The 15,803-nt window shown below is 61.6% G+C and carries 15 protein-coding genes; all 15 read left to right on the forward strand.

Going from position 1 to position 15,803, the window contains the following annotated elements; translation table 11 throughout:
* Window positions 1-54 precede the first annotated feature (54 nt).
* The gene (gene holA / locus DW870_RS04575) at window positions 55-1,017 is read left to right on the forward strand and encodes a DNA polymerase III subunit delta (protein WP_117770325.1); all 963 of its coding nucleotides are present in this window, start codon (window positions 55-57) and stop codon (window positions 1,015-1,017) included.
* A 133-nt stretch (window positions 1,018-1,150) separates the two neighbouring features.
* Window positions 1,151-1,417 (forward strand): 30S ribosomal protein S20, encoded by a 267-nt coding sequence (gene rpsT, locus DW870_RS04580; protein WP_022094714.1) that lies wholly within the window; start codon window positions 1,151-1,153, stop codon window positions 1,415-1,417.
* Between the two features lie 96 nt (window positions 1,418-1,513).
* The gene (lepA, locus tag DW870_RS04585; protein WP_117770326.1) at window positions 1,514-3,325 is read left to right on the forward strand and encodes a translation elongation factor 4; all 1,812 of its coding nucleotides are present in this window, start codon (window positions 1,514-1,516) and stop codon (window positions 3,323-3,325) included.
* Between the two features lie 4 nt (window positions 3,326-3,329).
* Window positions 3,330-4,373, forward strand: coding sequence for a tRNA dihydrouridine synthase DusB (gene dusB / locus DW870_RS04590; protein ID WP_117770327.1), 1,044 nt, complete (start codon window positions 3,330-3,332; stop codon window positions 4,371-4,373).
* Between the two features lie 2 nt (window positions 4,374-4,375).
* Entirely contained in the window at window positions 4,376-5,608 is a 1,233-nt protein-coding gene (gene hemW / locus DW870_RS04595; protein WP_117876996.1) for a radical SAM family heme chaperone HemW, read from the forward strand.
* 58 nt (window positions 5,609-5,666) lie between these two features.
* Window positions 5,667-6,770, forward strand: coding sequence for a DnaJ domain-containing protein (locus tag DW870_RS04600; RefSeq protein WP_195644942.1), 1,104 nt, complete (start codon window positions 5,667-5,669; stop codon window positions 6,768-6,770).
* Between the two features lie 81 nt (window positions 6,771-6,851).
* The gene (gene dnaJ, locus DW870_RS04605; protein WP_117806322.1) at window positions 6,852-8,000 is read left to right on the forward strand and encodes a molecular chaperone DnaJ; all 1,149 of its coding nucleotides are present in this window, start codon (window positions 6,852-6,854) and stop codon (window positions 7,998-8,000) included.
* Window positions 8,001-8,009: 9 nt separating this feature from the next.
* Window positions 8,010-9,302 carry a MiaB/RimO family radical SAM methylthiotransferase gene (locus DW870_RS04610; protein ID WP_117839851.1) on the forward strand — a complete coding sequence of 431 codons (1,293 nt, stop codon included), beginning with the start codon at window positions 8,010-8,012 and terminating at the stop codon, window positions 9,300-9,302.
* Window positions 9,283-10,269, forward strand: coding sequence for a PhoH family protein (locus DW870_RS04615; RefSeq protein WP_117876998.1), 987 nt, complete (start codon window positions 9,283-9,285; stop codon window positions 10,267-10,269). The genes DW870_RS04610 and DW870_RS04615 overlap by 20 nt, the downstream gene beginning before the upstream one ends.
* Window positions 10,266-10,775, forward strand: coding sequence for an rRNA maturation RNase YbeY (gene ybeY / locus DW870_RS04620; protein ID WP_117877000.1), 510 nt, complete (start codon window positions 10,266-10,268; stop codon window positions 10,773-10,775). The genes DW870_RS04615 and ybeY overlap by 4 nt, the downstream gene beginning before the upstream one ends.
* A 9-nt stretch (window positions 10,776-10,784) precedes the next feature.
* Window positions 10,785-11,162 (forward strand): diacylglycerol kinase family protein, encoded by a 378-nt coding sequence (locus tag DW870_RS04625; RefSeq protein WP_099431794.1) that lies wholly within the window; start codon window positions 10,785-10,787, stop codon window positions 11,160-11,162.
* Between the two features lie 12 nt (window positions 11,163-11,174).
* Window positions 11,175-12,230: a GTPase Era gene (era, locus tag DW870_RS04630; protein WP_233547390.1), complete on the forward strand. Its 1,056-nt coding sequence runs from the start codon at window positions 11,175-11,177 to the stop codon at window positions 12,228-12,230.
* A gap of 15 nt (window positions 12,231-12,245) precedes the next feature.
* Complete coding sequence (gene recO / locus DW870_RS04635) at window positions 12,246-12,995, forward strand: DNA repair protein RecO (RefSeq protein WP_117877002.1); 750 nt, start codon at window positions 12,246-12,248, stop codon at window positions 12,993-12,995.
* 138 nt (window positions 12,996-13,133) lie between these two features.
* Complete coding sequence (gene rpsO / locus DW870_RS04640) at window positions 13,134-13,412, forward strand: 30S ribosomal protein S15 (RefSeq protein WP_099431792.1); 279 nt, start codon at window positions 13,134-13,136, stop codon at window positions 13,410-13,412.
* Between the two features lie 149 nt (window positions 13,413-13,561).
* A partial coding sequence (locus tag DW870_RS04645; protein ID WP_117877004.1) for a polyribonucleotide nucleotidyltransferase occupies window positions 13,562-15,803 on the forward strand: 2,242 nt, incomplete at its 3' end.

Below are 15,803 nucleotides of genomic sequence, written 5' to 3' on the forward strand. Positions count from 1 at the left end.
CCCTGGGCTAAAATGGCACGGTACGAATTCGAGAGTCTGCGGGAGGGGAGCGCAATGTCCGAAACCGGTCTGCTGCCGGCATATCTGATCGTCGGTACCGACGGAGTCAAGCGCGATCACGCCGTCTCGCGTATGAAAGCGCGTCTGGAAAAGTCGGGTATGGTCGAGTTCAACCTCGACGAGCGCGATATGACCAAAGACCCCGATATCGAGTCGATTATCGGATCGCTCAACACCTTTCCCATGGGCAGCGAGTTTCGCCTGGTAATCCTTGACGGCTGCTCAAAACTCGCCAAAGCGATCTCCGAGCCGCTTGTCGACTATCTGGCGAGTCCCAGCCCCACGACGGTTTGTCTCATCATCGCCGACTCGCTTGCCAAGAACACGCGCCTGTATAAGGCGATCGCCAAGATCGACAAGAAGGCGGTGATCGATTGCTCCGGTACCAAGCGCTGGGAGCTACCGCGCCGCGTGCAGCAGATGGCGACGCAGCACGGCAAGTCGATCTCGACGGCGGCCGCCGAGGAGCTCGTCTCGCGTTCGGGTGAAAACACTCGCATGCTCGATAACGATTTGGCTAAGCTTGCCCAGATGGTCGAGGCGCCCCAGATTGAGCTTGCTGATGTGGAGCGCTGGATTGTGCGCACGGCCGAAGTCCAGCCCTGGGACTTTCTCAATGCGGTCTCGGCCCGTGACATGCGACGCTCGCTCGAGCTCTTCAATCTACTGCCCGCCAAGAGCTACGTGTGGACTTACACATTGCTGTGCGGCCGCATCCGCGAGCTTATCGTTGCCAAGGCGCTCGATGCGCGCGGACAGGGTCGTGAGCTGGCCGCAACGCTTAAGCTCCAGTCCTGGCAGGTCAAGAATCACCTGACCTGGGCACGTCGCTTTTCGATGGCAGAGCTCGTTGCCGCGCTCGAGGGCGCGGTCGATGTGGAGCTCGCGCTGAAGGGTTCGGCCGATTCTCAGACCGCGCTTTTGCTCTGGATTACGTACATCTTGAGAAAATCGTGATGATACCTGCCTATTTGACAAATTCGTTCTATCCCTTTGAGGGGGAGCGTGCTATAGTAGGCGCTTGCATGACCTCACCGTGTCTCAGAGGTGTCATACATTTTTTGCAAGGAACTCGAAAGGAACTCCAGAAGTGGCAAACATCAAGTCTCAGAAGAAGCGTATCCGCACCAATGAGGCAGCTCGCATGCGTAACAAGGCTGTCAAGTCCGAGCTCAAGACGCTGACCAAGCACGTCCAGTCCGCCGTTGCCGAGGGCGACGCCGAGAAGGCCCAGGCTGCCCTCAAGACCGTCACCAAGCGTCTCGACATGGCTGCCGCCAAGCATGTTATCCACAAGAACCAGGCTTCCAACCGCAAGTCCGGTCTTGCCAAGCTCGTGAACAGCATCAACGCCTAAGTTGTAAATTTCACACCACACAGATTACGCGCATAAATGGAGCCTGTTTTATGGAACAGGCTCCATTTTTTGTACCGCTCGGGTAAGATAGTCCGCATGAATACTTCAATTGACATTTCCCACATCCGCAACTTCTCAATCGTTGCGCACATCGACCATGGCAAGTCCACGATCAGCGATCGCATCCTCGAGCTCACCCATACCGTCGACGAACGCGACATGGAGTCGCAGCTGCTCGACACCATGGATATCGAGCGCGAGCGCGGCATCACGATCAAGTCCAATGCCGTTCGCGTGTCCTATGACGCCGACGATGGCGAGACGTATCAGTTCAATCTGATCGATACGCCGGGCCACGTGGACTTTACCTATGAGGTCTCGCGCTCGCTGGCAGCCTGTGAGGGCGCGGTGCTCGTTGTCGACGCCACGCAGGGCGTCGAGGCGCAGACCGTCTCCAACGCGACGCTCGCCATGAACGCCAATCTGGACATTGTGCCGGCCATCAACAAGATCGACCTGCCCTCGGCCCATCCCGACGAGGTTAAGACCGAGATCGAGGATGACCTGGCGATCCCTGCCGATGATGCCGTGTGCGTCTCGGGCAAGACCGGCGAGGGCATCCACGATCTGCTGGAGTCCATTGTCTTTTTGATCTCTCCGCCCAAGGGCGATGCAAATGCTCCGCTCAAGGCACTCATTCTGGATTCGTACTTCGACGAGTATCGTGGCGTCGTCGCCACGGTGCGCATCTTTGACGGCTCCATCAAAAAGGGCGATACCCTGCGCATGATGCAGGCAAAGGGCGACTTTTTGGTCGATGGCGTGGGCGTCAAGCGTCCCGCCGAGACCCCGGTCGACGCGCTCACGGTCGGCGAGGTCGGATACGTGGTCACGGGCCTGAAGGACCCCGAGGCCGTTCGCGTGGGCGATACCCTCACGTGGGCGTCGAATCCCTGCCCCGAGCCGCTTCCCGGCTACCGCGAGGCCAAGCCCATGGTCTATACGGGCCTGTTCCCGATCGATAACAAGGACTACGAGAACCTGCGTGACGCGCTCGATAAGCTGCACGTCAACGACCCGTCGTTGGTGTGGGAGCCCGAGACCTCGGTGGCGCTCGGCTTTGGCTTCCGCGTGGGCTTCTTGGGCCTGCTGCATATGGAGGTCGTCAAGGAGCGCCTGGAGCGCGAGTTCAATCTTGACCTCATTGCCACGAGCCCCTCGGTGGACTATCACGTCTACAAGACTGACGGCGAGATGATTGATGTCCGCAGCCCGCAGGATCTGCCCGAGGCTACGCGCATCGAGCGTATCGAGGAACCCTACCTCAAGGCCAAGATTATCTGCCCGCCCGAGTATACGGGTGCCGTCATGCAGCTCGCTATCGAGCACCGCGGCATTACTACCGACATGATTCATCTCACGAGCAAGTCGGTCGAGATGCGCTTTGATATGCCGCTCGCCGAGCTCATCTTGGACTTCTTTGACCAGCTCAAGAGCCGTACCAAGGGCTATGCCTCGCTCGACTACGAGTTCAACGAGTATCGTCCCTCCGAGCTCGTCAAGCTCGATATCTTGCTTTCGGGCGACGAGGTGGACGCGCTGTCGTTTATCGTCCATAAGGACAAGGCCTATGGCCTGGCCCGTGGTCTGTGCGACAAACTTAAGGAGATCATCCCGCGTCAGCTGTTCGAGGTTCCCATCCAGGGTGCTATCGGCAACAAAATCATCGCCCGTTCTACCGTCAAAGCGCGTCGCAAGGACGTTCTTGCTAAGTGCTACGGCGGCGATATCTCGCGTAAGCGCAAGCTGCTCGAGAAGCAGAAAGAGGGCAAGAAGCGCATGAAGGCCATCGGCTCGGTCGAGGTCCCGCAGGAGGCCTTTATGGCGATCCTCAAGGTGGACGAGTAGGTCTATGGCGCTTTCCGAATACAGCAAGCGGCTGCTGGGCGCCTATGCCGAGCAGCCGTTCCTTATGGCTCCCATGGCGGGCGTAACCGATCCCGCTTATCGCATCATGTGCCGCCGCCGCGGTGCCAATCTCGCCTATAGCGAGATGGTGAGCGTGGCGGGCCTTGCCTATGCCAGCAACAAGACCTGGCGCCTGGTGCTACCGGCCGACAAGGAGCAGCAGATTTGCGTGCAGCTCTTTGGCTCCAAGCCCGAGCAGTTTGCGAGTGCCGTCGCCGCCGTCGAGGAGCGTGTGGGCGATCGCCTGTCATTGATTGATATCAACATGGCCTGTCCGGCTCGCAAGGTCGTTACTAAGGGCGAAGGCTCGGCGCTTATGCGCACGCCCGACCTGGCCGAGAAGATTGTCGAGGCAGCGGTGGGCGCGGCGCATGTTCCCGTGACCGTGAAGATCCGCAAGGGTTTTTATGCCGAGGACCGCAACGCCGCAACGTTTGCCCAGATGCTTGAAGGGGCGGGCGCCTCTGCAGTTGCCGTGCACGGTCGTTGTGCCACGCAGCTCTACACCGGCCAGGCCGATTGGTCGGTTGTCGATGAGGTTGCCGACGCCGTCGAGATTCCCGTGATTGGTTCGGGTGATGTGTTCTGCGCCGAGGATGCCGCGGAGCATCTGCGCAGTTCTGGTGCCAGCGCGGTGTTTATCGCGCGCGGCATCTACGGCAATCCGTGGGTGTTCGGTGATGCTCGCGCCCTTGCGCTCGATGGCATGCCGGTGCCGGCGCGCAGCTCCGTTGAGCGCCTAGACGCCCTGCGTGAGCACCTAACGCTGACGCATGAGCTCCTGCCGCTCATGTCGCGTGCCCGTACGTACGCAAGCTGGTACTTAAAAGGCATGCCCCATGCCGCCGCTTGGCGTGCCCATGTGGTGCGCTGTTCCACTTACGAGGAGTTTATGGCGCTGGTCGATGAGATCGAGCGCGATGTGGTGGCCTGCGAGGCTGCCCTTGCCGCCGGCGAATCGGTGCCTCCACATCCGCTGGAGGCTTAAGGGTGGCCGTTACCGCGCTGTACGTGCACGTGCCGTTTTGCGCCCAAAAGTGCCGGTACTGCGACTTTGACTCGCGCAGTTTTGCTCCGTGCGACCTGAGCGCTGCGCTCGATGTCTATTTTGAGCAGTTGTTCGCGCGCCTCGATGCTTTTGGCAAGGCTAGGGCCCTTGAACAGATCCGCACCGTCTATGTTGGCGGTGGTACGCCGTCGCTGGCGGGGGAGCGCCTGGTGGAGCTGGCGCGGCGTATTCGTGCGTGGTGCGCCCCCGTTGAGTTTACCTGCGAGGCCAATCCCGAGTCGCTGACCGCCGAGCTTGCCGCTGCGCTTGCCAAGGTTGGTGTCACACGCGTCTCTCTGGGCGTGCAAACGCTCGATAACATCGAACTTACCGCTATCGGCCGTATTCACGATGCCGATCGGGCGCTCGCCGCCATCGCGACAGTCAAGAACGCTGGGCTTGACGTGTCGTGCGACCTTATGTGCGGACTTCCCGGGCAGACCGCAGCGAGTTGGAGGCGCACGCTCGATGGCGTGCTGGCGGCGGCTCCGCATCATGTGTCGGTCTACCCGCTCACGCTTGAGGAGGGGACTCCCCTTTATCGCATGGCGTGCCGCGACGAGTCGGTAGAGCCCGACGAGGATTTTCAAGCTTCGTGCATGGATGTGGCGCGTGAGCGTCTGGGTGCGGCCGGCTATCACCCGTATGAGGTGGCAAGCTATGCGCTCGACGGACATGAGTGCGCCCATAACATTGCCTACTGGACCGGCCAGGGCTATTTGGGCCTGGGTCGCTCTGCCGCGGGCATGCTCGATGCCGAGGATTTCGATCGTCTTGCAGGTTTGTTCCCCGGCGTGTCTTCTCGAGGCGATTCGTACCGCGTGCGTCTGGTGCAACGTGACGATGACGCGACGGCGTTCGAGGCCGAATATCTGTCGCAGCGCGAGGCTGTCGCCGAAGACTTGATGCTCGCCTGTCGCATGACGCGCGGTGTTGCGTCCGACCTGTTGGCTCGTGCAGCTTGCGTCATCCCAACGGGCGAGCTGGCAGCTGCCTGCGATCGCGCGCTCGAATTGGGTCTTGCCACTTGGGTGCCCGAGACGCTCTGGGGTCATGAGGGACCCTTCACTTCGGCAGATGTCGTCGCGGGTCATGTTCGAGCTCGTCTGGCGCCGACCCATCTGGGCTGGCTCGATGGAAATGTTCTGTTCGAGCTGTTTTGGGATCTAGCTTAGGCCGCTCGGGTAGAATTACCGGAATATATACGCTGCTGTGAGCAGGAGGTTGCCGCGCATGGCGACGATGAACGAAAAAGATTACTACGAGATTCTGGGTGTCTCCAAGGACGCCACCTCGCGTGATATTCAAAAGGCCTTCCAGCAAAAGGCCCGTAAGCTCCATCCGGACGTCAATAAAGAGCCGGATGCCGAGGAAAAGTTTAAAGAGGTTTCCGAGGCCTACGCCGTGCTTTCGGATGAGCAAAAACGTGCGCGCTACGACGCCATGCGTTCTGGCAATCCCTTTGCCGGTGCTCCTACGGCTTCGCCCTATGGTGGCGGCTACGCCGGCAGCACGGGCTATGGCAATCCCTTTGAGGGCGGCTTTCCCTTTGGTGGCGCCTGGGGCCAGCAGCGTCGCGGCCAGGCTGCCTACAATCCCGAGAACGGCGCCAACGTGGTCGTCGATATCAAACTCGACGCCAAGGAGGCCAAGGGCGGTGCCCGCAAGACCGTCCGCTACACGCGCTTCGATACCTGTGGTCACTGCGGCGGCTCGGGCTCTGTTTCGTCCGAGCATGCACATACCTGCCCGAGCTGCGGTGGCCGCGGCCACATCGACGTCGACCTGTCCTTCCTGTTTGGTGCGGGCACGTTCCAGTCGGTCTGCCCCGAGTGCGGCGGTTCCGGTAAGGTCGTGGCCGACCCCTGCCCCGATTGCGGTGGCAGCGGTCGTACTCGCGTAACCTCCGAGCAGACGATTGAGTTTCCTGCCGGCACGCACGATGGCGACGAGGTCCGCATTAGCGGCATGGGCCATGCTGGCACTAACGGTGCCGCGGGCGGCGACTTGGTCGGCCGCGCCCATGTTGAGGCCGAGCGCTTGGAAGGCAAGGCCCGTACTGGCTTTTACCTGATGGGCATCGTGGCGCCGTTTTTGGTGCTGTCGGCCATCTCGGGCGTGTTCTCGGCCTTTGCCGTGATGTGCTTTATCCCCTTTACCATGGGCCTGTTCATGGTGCTTTCGGACGGTGTGCTTCATCGCAGCCTGCTGTGGTGGAAGCGCGGTGCGATGCAGTTTGCCAACGGTTTTGCCAACGGCTTCATGTTCGCGCTCGTGTCGGTTTGGTTCGCGAGCTGCTCGCAACGGGCCATGCTTTCGCCGTATCAAATGCAATAACATCAAACCCTTTGTTTGCGGTCGGCCCAGCTTGGGTATAGGACGCACTGTGACAATAATGAAAGTCGGAAGGATTCGGTCGTGTCGGAAAATAGGGATTACTACGAGGTGCTTGGCGTCGACAGGGATGCCGACGCGCGGACGATTAAGCGTGCGTTTCTAAAGAAGGCCCGTACCGTACATCCGGATGTTTCGGACGATCCCGAGGCCGAGGCCAAGTTCAAGGAGCTCAACGAGGCCTATTCCGTTCTTTCCGATGAGCAGAAGCGTGCTAACTACGACCGTTACGGCACCGCGGACGGCCCCGGTGGCTCTGGTTATGTCGACATCAACGATATCTTTGGCGGCATGGGTATGGACGACCTCTTCTCGTCGTTCTTTGGTGGTGGCGCCGGTGGTGGCGCCCGCAGCCGTCGTGAGCGTCGTCGCGGACGTGACATGGCCATCTCCCTTTCGGTGACGCTCGAGGAGGCGGCGCTCGGTTGCAAAAAGACGATCAGCTATGATCGCCTTGCTCCCTGCGAGGACTGCAACGGTACCGGTAGGGCCGAGGGTGCACAGGAAAAGCAGTGCAGTCGCTGCCACGGTACGGGCTACGTCACGACGGTTCAGCGATCGTTTTTGGGCCAGGTTCAGTCTTCCTCGCCTTGCCCCGACTGCCATGGCGAGGGCACGGTTATCGACCATCCCTGCGAGACCTGCGACGGTCAGGGCCGCACGCCTTCGCACGAAAAGATCGACATCGATATTCCCGCCGGCGTTTCGACCGGTCGCCAGCTGCGTGTGAGCGGCTTTGGCGAGGCCGGCCTTCGCGGCGAGCCTTCGGGCGACCTGATTGTCAACGTGCGCGTTGCCGACCATGAGCGCTTTAAGCGCAACAGTGACGACCTGTACCTGGTGAGCGATATCTCGATTGCGCAGGCTGCGCTTGGCTGCGAGATCGAGGTCGAGGGCATTATGCCCGACGAGGTCGTTAAGGTGACGGTTCCCGCCGGCGCCCAGTACGGCGACACCGTGAGCGTCAATAATTACGGCATGCCGCGTATCGGCGGTGGCGGTTCGCGTGGCCGCCTGATCGTGCAACTGCGCGTGGTCGTTCCCACCAATCTTTCCAATAAGCAGCGCGAGCTGCTTCGCGCCTTCGCCGACGAGATGGGCGATGACGTCGCATCCGGTAAGAAGTCGGTGACCGACCGTATCAAGAGTGCCCTCGACGACATCCTCGATTAAGGAGCCCGTGTGCTCGCACCCCATATTTCCGTCGTCAACCTCGGTTGCCGTGTCAACCGGGTTGAGTCTGACCGTATCACTGCCGATCTTATGCGCCTGGGCTTTGCTATGGTAGAGCCCCAGGATGCCGATCTGATCGTAATCAATACCTGTGCCGTGACGGGCGAGGCCGAGGCTAAGACCCGCAAGGCCGTCCGTCATGCGCTGGCCCATCCAAACGAGCCTTATGTGCTCGTGACCGGTTGCGTGGTCAATTTGCATCCCGAGGAGCTGTTGGAGCTCTCGGATCGCGTGATCGCCGAGCCGTCCAAGATTGATGTCGCCGAACGTGTCTGCGAGGTGCTGGGCGTTGAGTCCGATAGCGTTCCCGCCTGCAGCGATGGCGAGGTGGTCGATGCGCTCGGTCGCTCTCGCCTGGGCGTGAAGATCCAGGACGGCTGCAACCATCGCTGCACCTATTGCATTGTGTGGAAGGCGCGCGGCCCCGAGCGCTCCGTGCCCGTCGAGTCCGTGCTTGAACAAGTTCGCGAGGCCCAGGAGGCCGGCGTGCCCGAGGTGGTGCTGACCGGTGTGAACCTGGGTGCCTACGATGGCAAGAGCGCGACCGACGAGCATGTCGAAATCGATGAGCTGCTCGAGGCCATCATGGAGCGCACGACTATTGCGCATGTGCGCATTTCCTCGGTCGAGCCCATGGATATCTCTGAGCGCCTGCTTAAGGTTATGGCGCGCTATCCGCAGCGTATCGCCCCGTTTTTGCACCTGCCCGTGCAGTCCGGCTGTACGGCGACCCTGCATCGCATGGGTCGTCCCTATAGCGCGGAGGCCTTTGAGGACACGGTGCGTATGATTCGCGCCAACTTGCCCCAGGCGTCTCTTTCGTGCGATGTCATCGTCGGTTTTCCTGGTGAGACGGACGAGGAGTTCGAGGAGTCGCTGGCGCTGTGCCGCCGTGTGGGTTTCTCGCGTATGCACGTGTTCCGCTACAGCAAGCGTCCCGGTACCCTTGCTGCCGACATGCCCGACCAGGTGCCGCCCGAGGTTATGGCCGAGCGCAGCCGTCGTATGCGAGACACGGCGCAGGAGCTCGCTATTGCCGATGCTCGTCGTCGCGTGGGCACTGTCGAGCGTGCCGTGCTCGAGTATGGTGACAACCTGACGCTCGGTTCGTTCCATCATGCCCGTCTTGACGATACCTGTGGACTTACAGCCCCGTGCCTGCTCGATGTTGCTATCATCGGAGTCGATGATTCCGGCTTGGTCCATGCGCGCAGGGAGGTCCATGGAAGCCTCGAAGATTAGACTTACCGTTCCCGAGGGAGTTGATCCCTCGCGTGTTTTGGGCGCCGGCGACGGCGTCCTTCGTGCGCTCGAGAGTTTGGTTCGCGCTCACGTGGTCGCCCGTGGCGATAGCATCGCCGTGAGCGGTGACCCGGACGAGGTCGAACTCGTGGCGCGTTTTTTCGAACACGCTTTTCGCGAGGCGGCGGCCGGTCGTACCCTGTCTGCCGACGATGTCTCTCGCTGCCTGGCCGTCTTGCGCGACGGTGAGCACGAGGCTACGTCGCTTCGCGATGACGTGCTGCTTTCGTATCGCGGTCGCGTTATCCGCCCCAAGACGCTCGGGCAAAAGCGCTATGTGGATGCCATCCGCTCGCATACCATCACGTTTGGCCTGGGTCCAGCCGGTACCGGTAAGACTTATCTGGCCATGGCGCTCGCCGTTGCCGCGCTCAAGCGCCACGAGGTGGGCCGTTTGATCTTGACGCGTCCGGTTGTCGAAGCAGGGGAGAACCTGGGCTTTTTGCCCGGCACCCTCGAGGAAAAGATCGATCCGTACATGCGTCCGCTCTACGACGCCCTTTTTGACATGATGGATCGCGAGCGCACCGATGAGCTTATGGAGCGCGGCGTGATCGAGATCGCCCCGCTTGCCTATATGCGCGGTCGTACGCTGAGCGATGCCTTCGTGGTGCTCGACGAAGCGCAAAATACCACGCCCGAGCAGATGAAGATGTTCCTGACACGACTTGGATTCAACTCCAAGTTCGTGATTACCGGCGACCTGAGCCAGCGCGACCTGGTGGGTCGTCGTGGCGGTCTTGCCGACGTTGAGCAGATTTTGGGGCGTGTCGACGATGTCGCATTTTCTCACCTCGAGCGTGCCGACGTGGTGCGCCATGCCTTGGTGGGTCGTATCGTCGAGGCATACGATGCTTATGATGACGTGCGTAAGCAGCGCTCGCGCGACCGAAAGGAGTCCCGTTGAGTGTATTGATCAGCAACGATGCCGAGCTCGATACGCTGCTCGACGCGCAGGAGGTGGAGCACATTTGCGAGGTTGTGCTTGCCGCCGAGGACGTTGAACGTGAAGTCGAGATTTCCCTTTCGTATGTCGACGAGGACGAGATGCACGAGCTCAACCACGAGTGGCGTGGCATCGACCGCACCACCGATGTGCTCTCGTTTGAATGCGACTCGGCCTTTGACGAGGATATTCCCGCCGACGAGACGCTCGAGCTCGGCGATATCATCTTGGCCCCGCAGGTCATTGCCCGTCAGGCCCCCGGCTTTGGCAATAGCCCTGCCGACGAGTGCCGCCTGATGCTCGTACACGGCATGCTGCACCTGCTGGGGTATGACCATATCGAGGACGACGAGGCCGAGGTAATGGAGGCCCGCGAGGACGCCATCCTGTGCGATCTGGCGCTCGAGCGCGGCGAGGACCCCAAGCTAGTCCACGTCGGCCCCATCACCAACCACGCCCACGACTAGGAGCCGTCTATGATTCCCGGATCGAACAAGGACCATCCGTCCTTCTTAAAGTCGTTCTCCTACGCCATGGAGGGCTTCGTCACCGCCGTCAAGACCGAGCGCAACATTAAGGTCATGCTCGTGGCGGGCGTGTGCACTGTCATTGCCGGCTGCATTGTGGGGCTCGACATTGCCGAGTGGGCTACGATTATCATCTGCTGTGGCCTGGTGATTCACGGCGAGCTGTGCAACACCGCCATGGAGGCGATTGTCGATCTGGCGACCCAGGAGCTCCATCCGCTGGCAAAGCGTGCGAAGGATATCGCCGCCGCCTCTGTATACGTTCTTTCCATCACCGCCGCGATTGTGGGCTTGCTGGTATTTGCCCACGCGCTCGGCTTTATTTAGAAAGGGATTCCCATGTCCGACAATATGCAGCCTACCGATGAGGTTCTGGACGACGTCGAGGATGCCGATTCGCTTGACGAAGTCGAGGAGTTCGACCCGTTTGAGGGCATGAGTGACGAGGAGCTCGACGCCCTGTGCGACGAGGACGACAGCCTCGCGGGCTTTGGCGACGTTGAGCCCGGTTTCCGCAGTGGCTTCGTGGCCTTGGTCGGCCGCCCCAACGCCGGTAAGTCAACGCTGCTCAACGCCTGCTATGGCAAAAAGGTCGCCATCACCTCGCCGGTGGCCCAGACGACCCGCCGCCGCATGCGCGCCGTCGTCAACCGCCCCGGCTACCAGCTGGTCTTTGTCGATACCCCGGGTATCCACAAGCCCAAGGACGGTCTAGGGTCTGAGCTCAATAAAAGTGCACTGTTCGAGCTGAACGATGTCGATGTTGTCGCGTTTTTGATTGATGCCACCAAACCGATCGGCAGGGGAGACGCCTGGGTTGCCGAGCGCGTCAGATGCGCCCGTTGCAAGAAGGTCCTGGTGCTCACCAAGGCCGATGAAGCCGACCCCGCACAGGTCATGGAGCAGCTTAAGGCCGCCCACGAGCTTATGGAATATGACGACGAGATCGTGACGTCGTCGGTCAAGAACTTTAACGTCGATGCCTTCATCGAGACCGTTGCGCACTTTTTGCCCGAGGGTCCGCGTTGGTTCCCCGAGGACATGGGTACCGACGCTTCCGATGAGACGCTCGTTGCCGAGTTTGTGCGCGAGAAGGTTCTGCGCCGCACCCGTGATGAGATCCCGCACTCCGTGGGCGTGATTTGCGATTCGCTCGAGCAGACCAAGAAGGTGCTGCGCGTGCACGCCACCATTTACGTCGAGCGCGAGGGCCAAAAGGGCATCATCATCGGCAAGGGCGGCGAGATGATCAAACATATCGGCATCGACGCCCGCCGCGACCTTGAGCGCATCTTTGGCACCCAGGTCTTTTTGGAGCTGGACGTGAAGGTCAAGGCCGGCTGGCGTGACGACGAGGCCCAGATTCGCCGCTTTGGCTATAACGCCGAGGATTAGGGGCACGCGGCGCGCATGGCAGGCTCCCGGACATATCGCACGATGGTGCTCGTCCTCGATAAGACGAAGCTCAAAGAGACGGACCTGATCCTGACGATGCTTGACGAGCGGGGTCGGCAGGTTCGTGCCGTGGCAAAGGGCGCCCGCAAACCCGGCGGACGCCTGGCTGCGCGCTGCGAGATGTTCTGTACCGTTGATCTGCTGCTTGCGCATGGACGGTCGCTCGACGTGGTTTCCCAGGCCGAGCTTATGGAGGCGCCGCTCGGCGCTGCTCCCGATTACGAGATGACATGCGCCGCAAGCGCGATCGCCGAGGTCGCGCGCGTGTGCTCGTTCGAGGACGCCGAGGATCCGTTTACCTTTGCCATCACGCAGCGGGCGCTCACACTTGTCGGCAGCGGGCTCGACGCGGCACATATGGACCTGCTCGTGGCGGCCTTTGTCTTTAAATTGCTGTCGCACGTTGGCTACCGACCCGATTTTTCGGCCTGCGTGCTGTGCGGAGACCCGATGCTGTCGTATTTTTCGCCCCAGGCGGGCGGCCTCATGTGCGGGTCGTGCGCGTCGAGCGTGCCCGGTGCCGAGCTGGTGTCGACCGGTGAGGTCGCATGGCTGCGCGCCCTCATGTCCATGACCTTCGATGCGCTTATGGCCGAGAGGGTCGACCCCCATACCGCTGCCTTTTTGCTGGGGCTTTCGCACGTGTGGGCTGCGACGCACACCGATCAGCGCCTCCGTGCGATGGAATTCATGTTGGGTCGGTGATGATGCGCAGGCGCGGGCTGCTTGTGGTAACATACCGATCTGTTGGTACCTCGACCTTGGATGCTCGCTCCACCGGCGGCTTCCCAGTCCGAGGCGAATCGAGTCGCCCGTGGGCGACGCAAAACGAAAGGTGAAACAATGACTGTTTCCAAAGAGCGCAAGGCGGAGCTGACTGCCCAGTTCGGTAACACCCCGGTCGATACCGGCAACCCCAAGGTTCAGGTCGCCATCCTGACCGAGCGCATCAAGGAGCTGACCGAGCACATGAAGTCCCACCAGAAGGACTTCCACACCCGTCGTGGCCTGCTCATGCTCGTCGGCCGTCGTCGTCGTCTTCTCTCCTACATCAAGAAGAACGACATCGTCGAGTACCGTGAGCTCATCAAGGCTCTGGGCATCCGCGACAACATCCAGTAGGATTTGTACATGCTAAGAGCGTCCTGCGCAGCGGGGCGCTCTTTTTGTGTAAGGGCGTGAACAATCACGCTCTGAAGCGTGGCGGGGGCAGGGGGCCCGCGTCACATGAGGAGCCTGCAGGCAAGGGGCCTGCGGGGTAAAGGAGAACAATGACACTCGTATCCAAGACCTTTGAGCTGTACGGCAAGACCTACACCTTTGAGTCGGGCGAGCTTGCCAAGCAGGCCACAGGCGCCTGCCTGGTCAAGCAGGGCGACACCACGATGCTCGACACCGTGGTCGTCTCCAAGGAGCGTAAGAACTACGACTTCTTCCCGCTGACCGTCGACTTCAACGAGAAGATGTACGCCGCCGGCCGCATCCCGGGTGGCTACCTCAAGCGTGAGGGCCGTCCCAGCGAGAAGGCCACGCTCACGGCCCGTATGATCGACCGCCCGATTCGTCCGAGCTTCCCGGACGGCTTCCGCAACGAGGTGCACATCGTCGCCACCTCGCTCGTCGCCGACCAGGTCAACCCCTTTGACGTCATCAACGTCATGGGTGCTTCCCTGGCCATGACGCTCGGCGGCGTGCCCTTCGAGGGCCCGCTTGCCTGCGTGCGCATCGGCCGTAACGTGGAGACCGGCGAGTTTATCGTCAACCCCACCTATGAGGAGCGCGAGAACTCCGATCTGGATCTGGAGCTGGGTGGCTCCGCCGACTTCATCTCGATGGTCGAGGCCGGCGCCGAGGAGATCTCCGAGGACGACATGCTCGCCGCCATGAAGTTTGGCCAGGAGGCCCTTGCTGCCTTCTGCCAGGCTCAGGACGAGTTTGTCGCCGAGTGGGAGCAGGTCAACGGCGCCATCGTCAAGAAGGAGTACCCGCTCGACCAGCCCGTCGAGGAGGTCCAGGAGCGCATCTTCGCCCACTACGACGAGATGGCAGCCGCCCTTCGCGACGCCGACAAGCTCTCCCGTATCGGTAAGGTCGAGGCTCTGAAGGAGTCCATCCGTGCCGAGTTCACCGAGGAGGAGCAGGCCGCTTGGGAGCGCGAGATTCCCGTGGCGCTCAAGAAGCTCGAGAAGAAGGCTATGCGCACCATGGTCGTCGAGACCGGTGAGCGCGTCGACGGCCGTGCCGCCGATGAGATTCGCCCCATCATGGTGAAGGATAACTACCTGCCGCTCGTTCACGGCTCCGGTCTGTTCCAGCGTGGCCAGACTCAGGTGCTTTCCGTCCTGTCGCTCGGTATGCTCAACGAGGGCCAGCGTCTGGATACCATCGAGCCCACCGAGGGCAAGCGCTACATGCACCACTACAACTTTCCGCCGTTCTGCACCGGCGAGACCGGCCGCATGGGCAGCCCCAAGCGCCGCGAGATCGGCCACGGCAACCTGGCCGAGCGCGCTCTGCTTCCGGTGCTCCCCGACGAGAACGAGTTCCCCTACGCCATCCGCGTCGTCTCCGAGGTCATGGAGTCCAACGGCTCCTCTTCGATGGCTTCGACCTGCGGCTCCACGCTCGCCCTTATGGACGGCGGCGTGCCCATTAAGCGCCCGGTCTCCGGTATCGCCATGGGCCTGATCCAGGAGGAGGGCAAGACCGTGGTCCTGTCCGACATCCAGGGTCTCGAGGACTTCCTGGGCGACATGGACTTTAAGGTCACCGGCACCACCGAGGGCATTACCGCCCTGCAGATGGACAACAAGGCCACCGGCCTCACCTTCGACATTCTGGCCCGCGCCCTGCAGCAGGCCAAGGAGGGTCGTGCGTACATCCTGCAGAAGATGCTCGATGTGATCCCTGAGCCGCGCCACACCACGCGCAGCACCGCTCCGCGCATCGTCTCCATCCAGGTTCCGACCGATAAGATCCGCGACGTCATCGGTTCCGGCGGTAAGGTCATCCGCGGCATCCAGGACGAGACCGGCGCTTCGGTCGACATCCAGGAGGACGGCACCGTCTTTGTCGGCGGCACCGGCGAGTCCGTCGACCAGGCCGTCGAGCGCATCAAGCTCATCATCAAGGTTCCCGAGCCGGGCGAGGAGTACACCGGTCGCGTGGTCTCCATTCAGCCCTTCGGTGCCTTCGTGAATCTGCTGCCCGGTAAGGACGGCCTGCTGCACATCTCCCGCGTCGCCAAGGGTCGTGTGGAGAAGGTCGAGGACGTCCTCAACGTGGGCGACGAGGTCAAGGTCGTCGTCATCGAGGTCGACGATCGTGGTAAGATCTCGCTCGATCGTCTCGATAAGCCCGAGGCCCCGGCTCGCGCCGAGGGTGCCTCCGAGGGCGACGGCGAGCACTTCCAGCGTCGTGAACGCCCGCGTCGTGAGCGCTCCGAGCGCAGCGACCGCCCGCGCCGTCCCGGCGACAACGGAGGCCGCAAGCCCCGCCGCCACCACGACGCCG

It is taken from the genome of Collinsella sp. AM38-1BH (assembly GCF_003467545.1).
Lineage (GTDB): Bacteria > Actinomycetota > Coriobacteriia > Coriobacteriales > Coriobacteriaceae > Collinsella.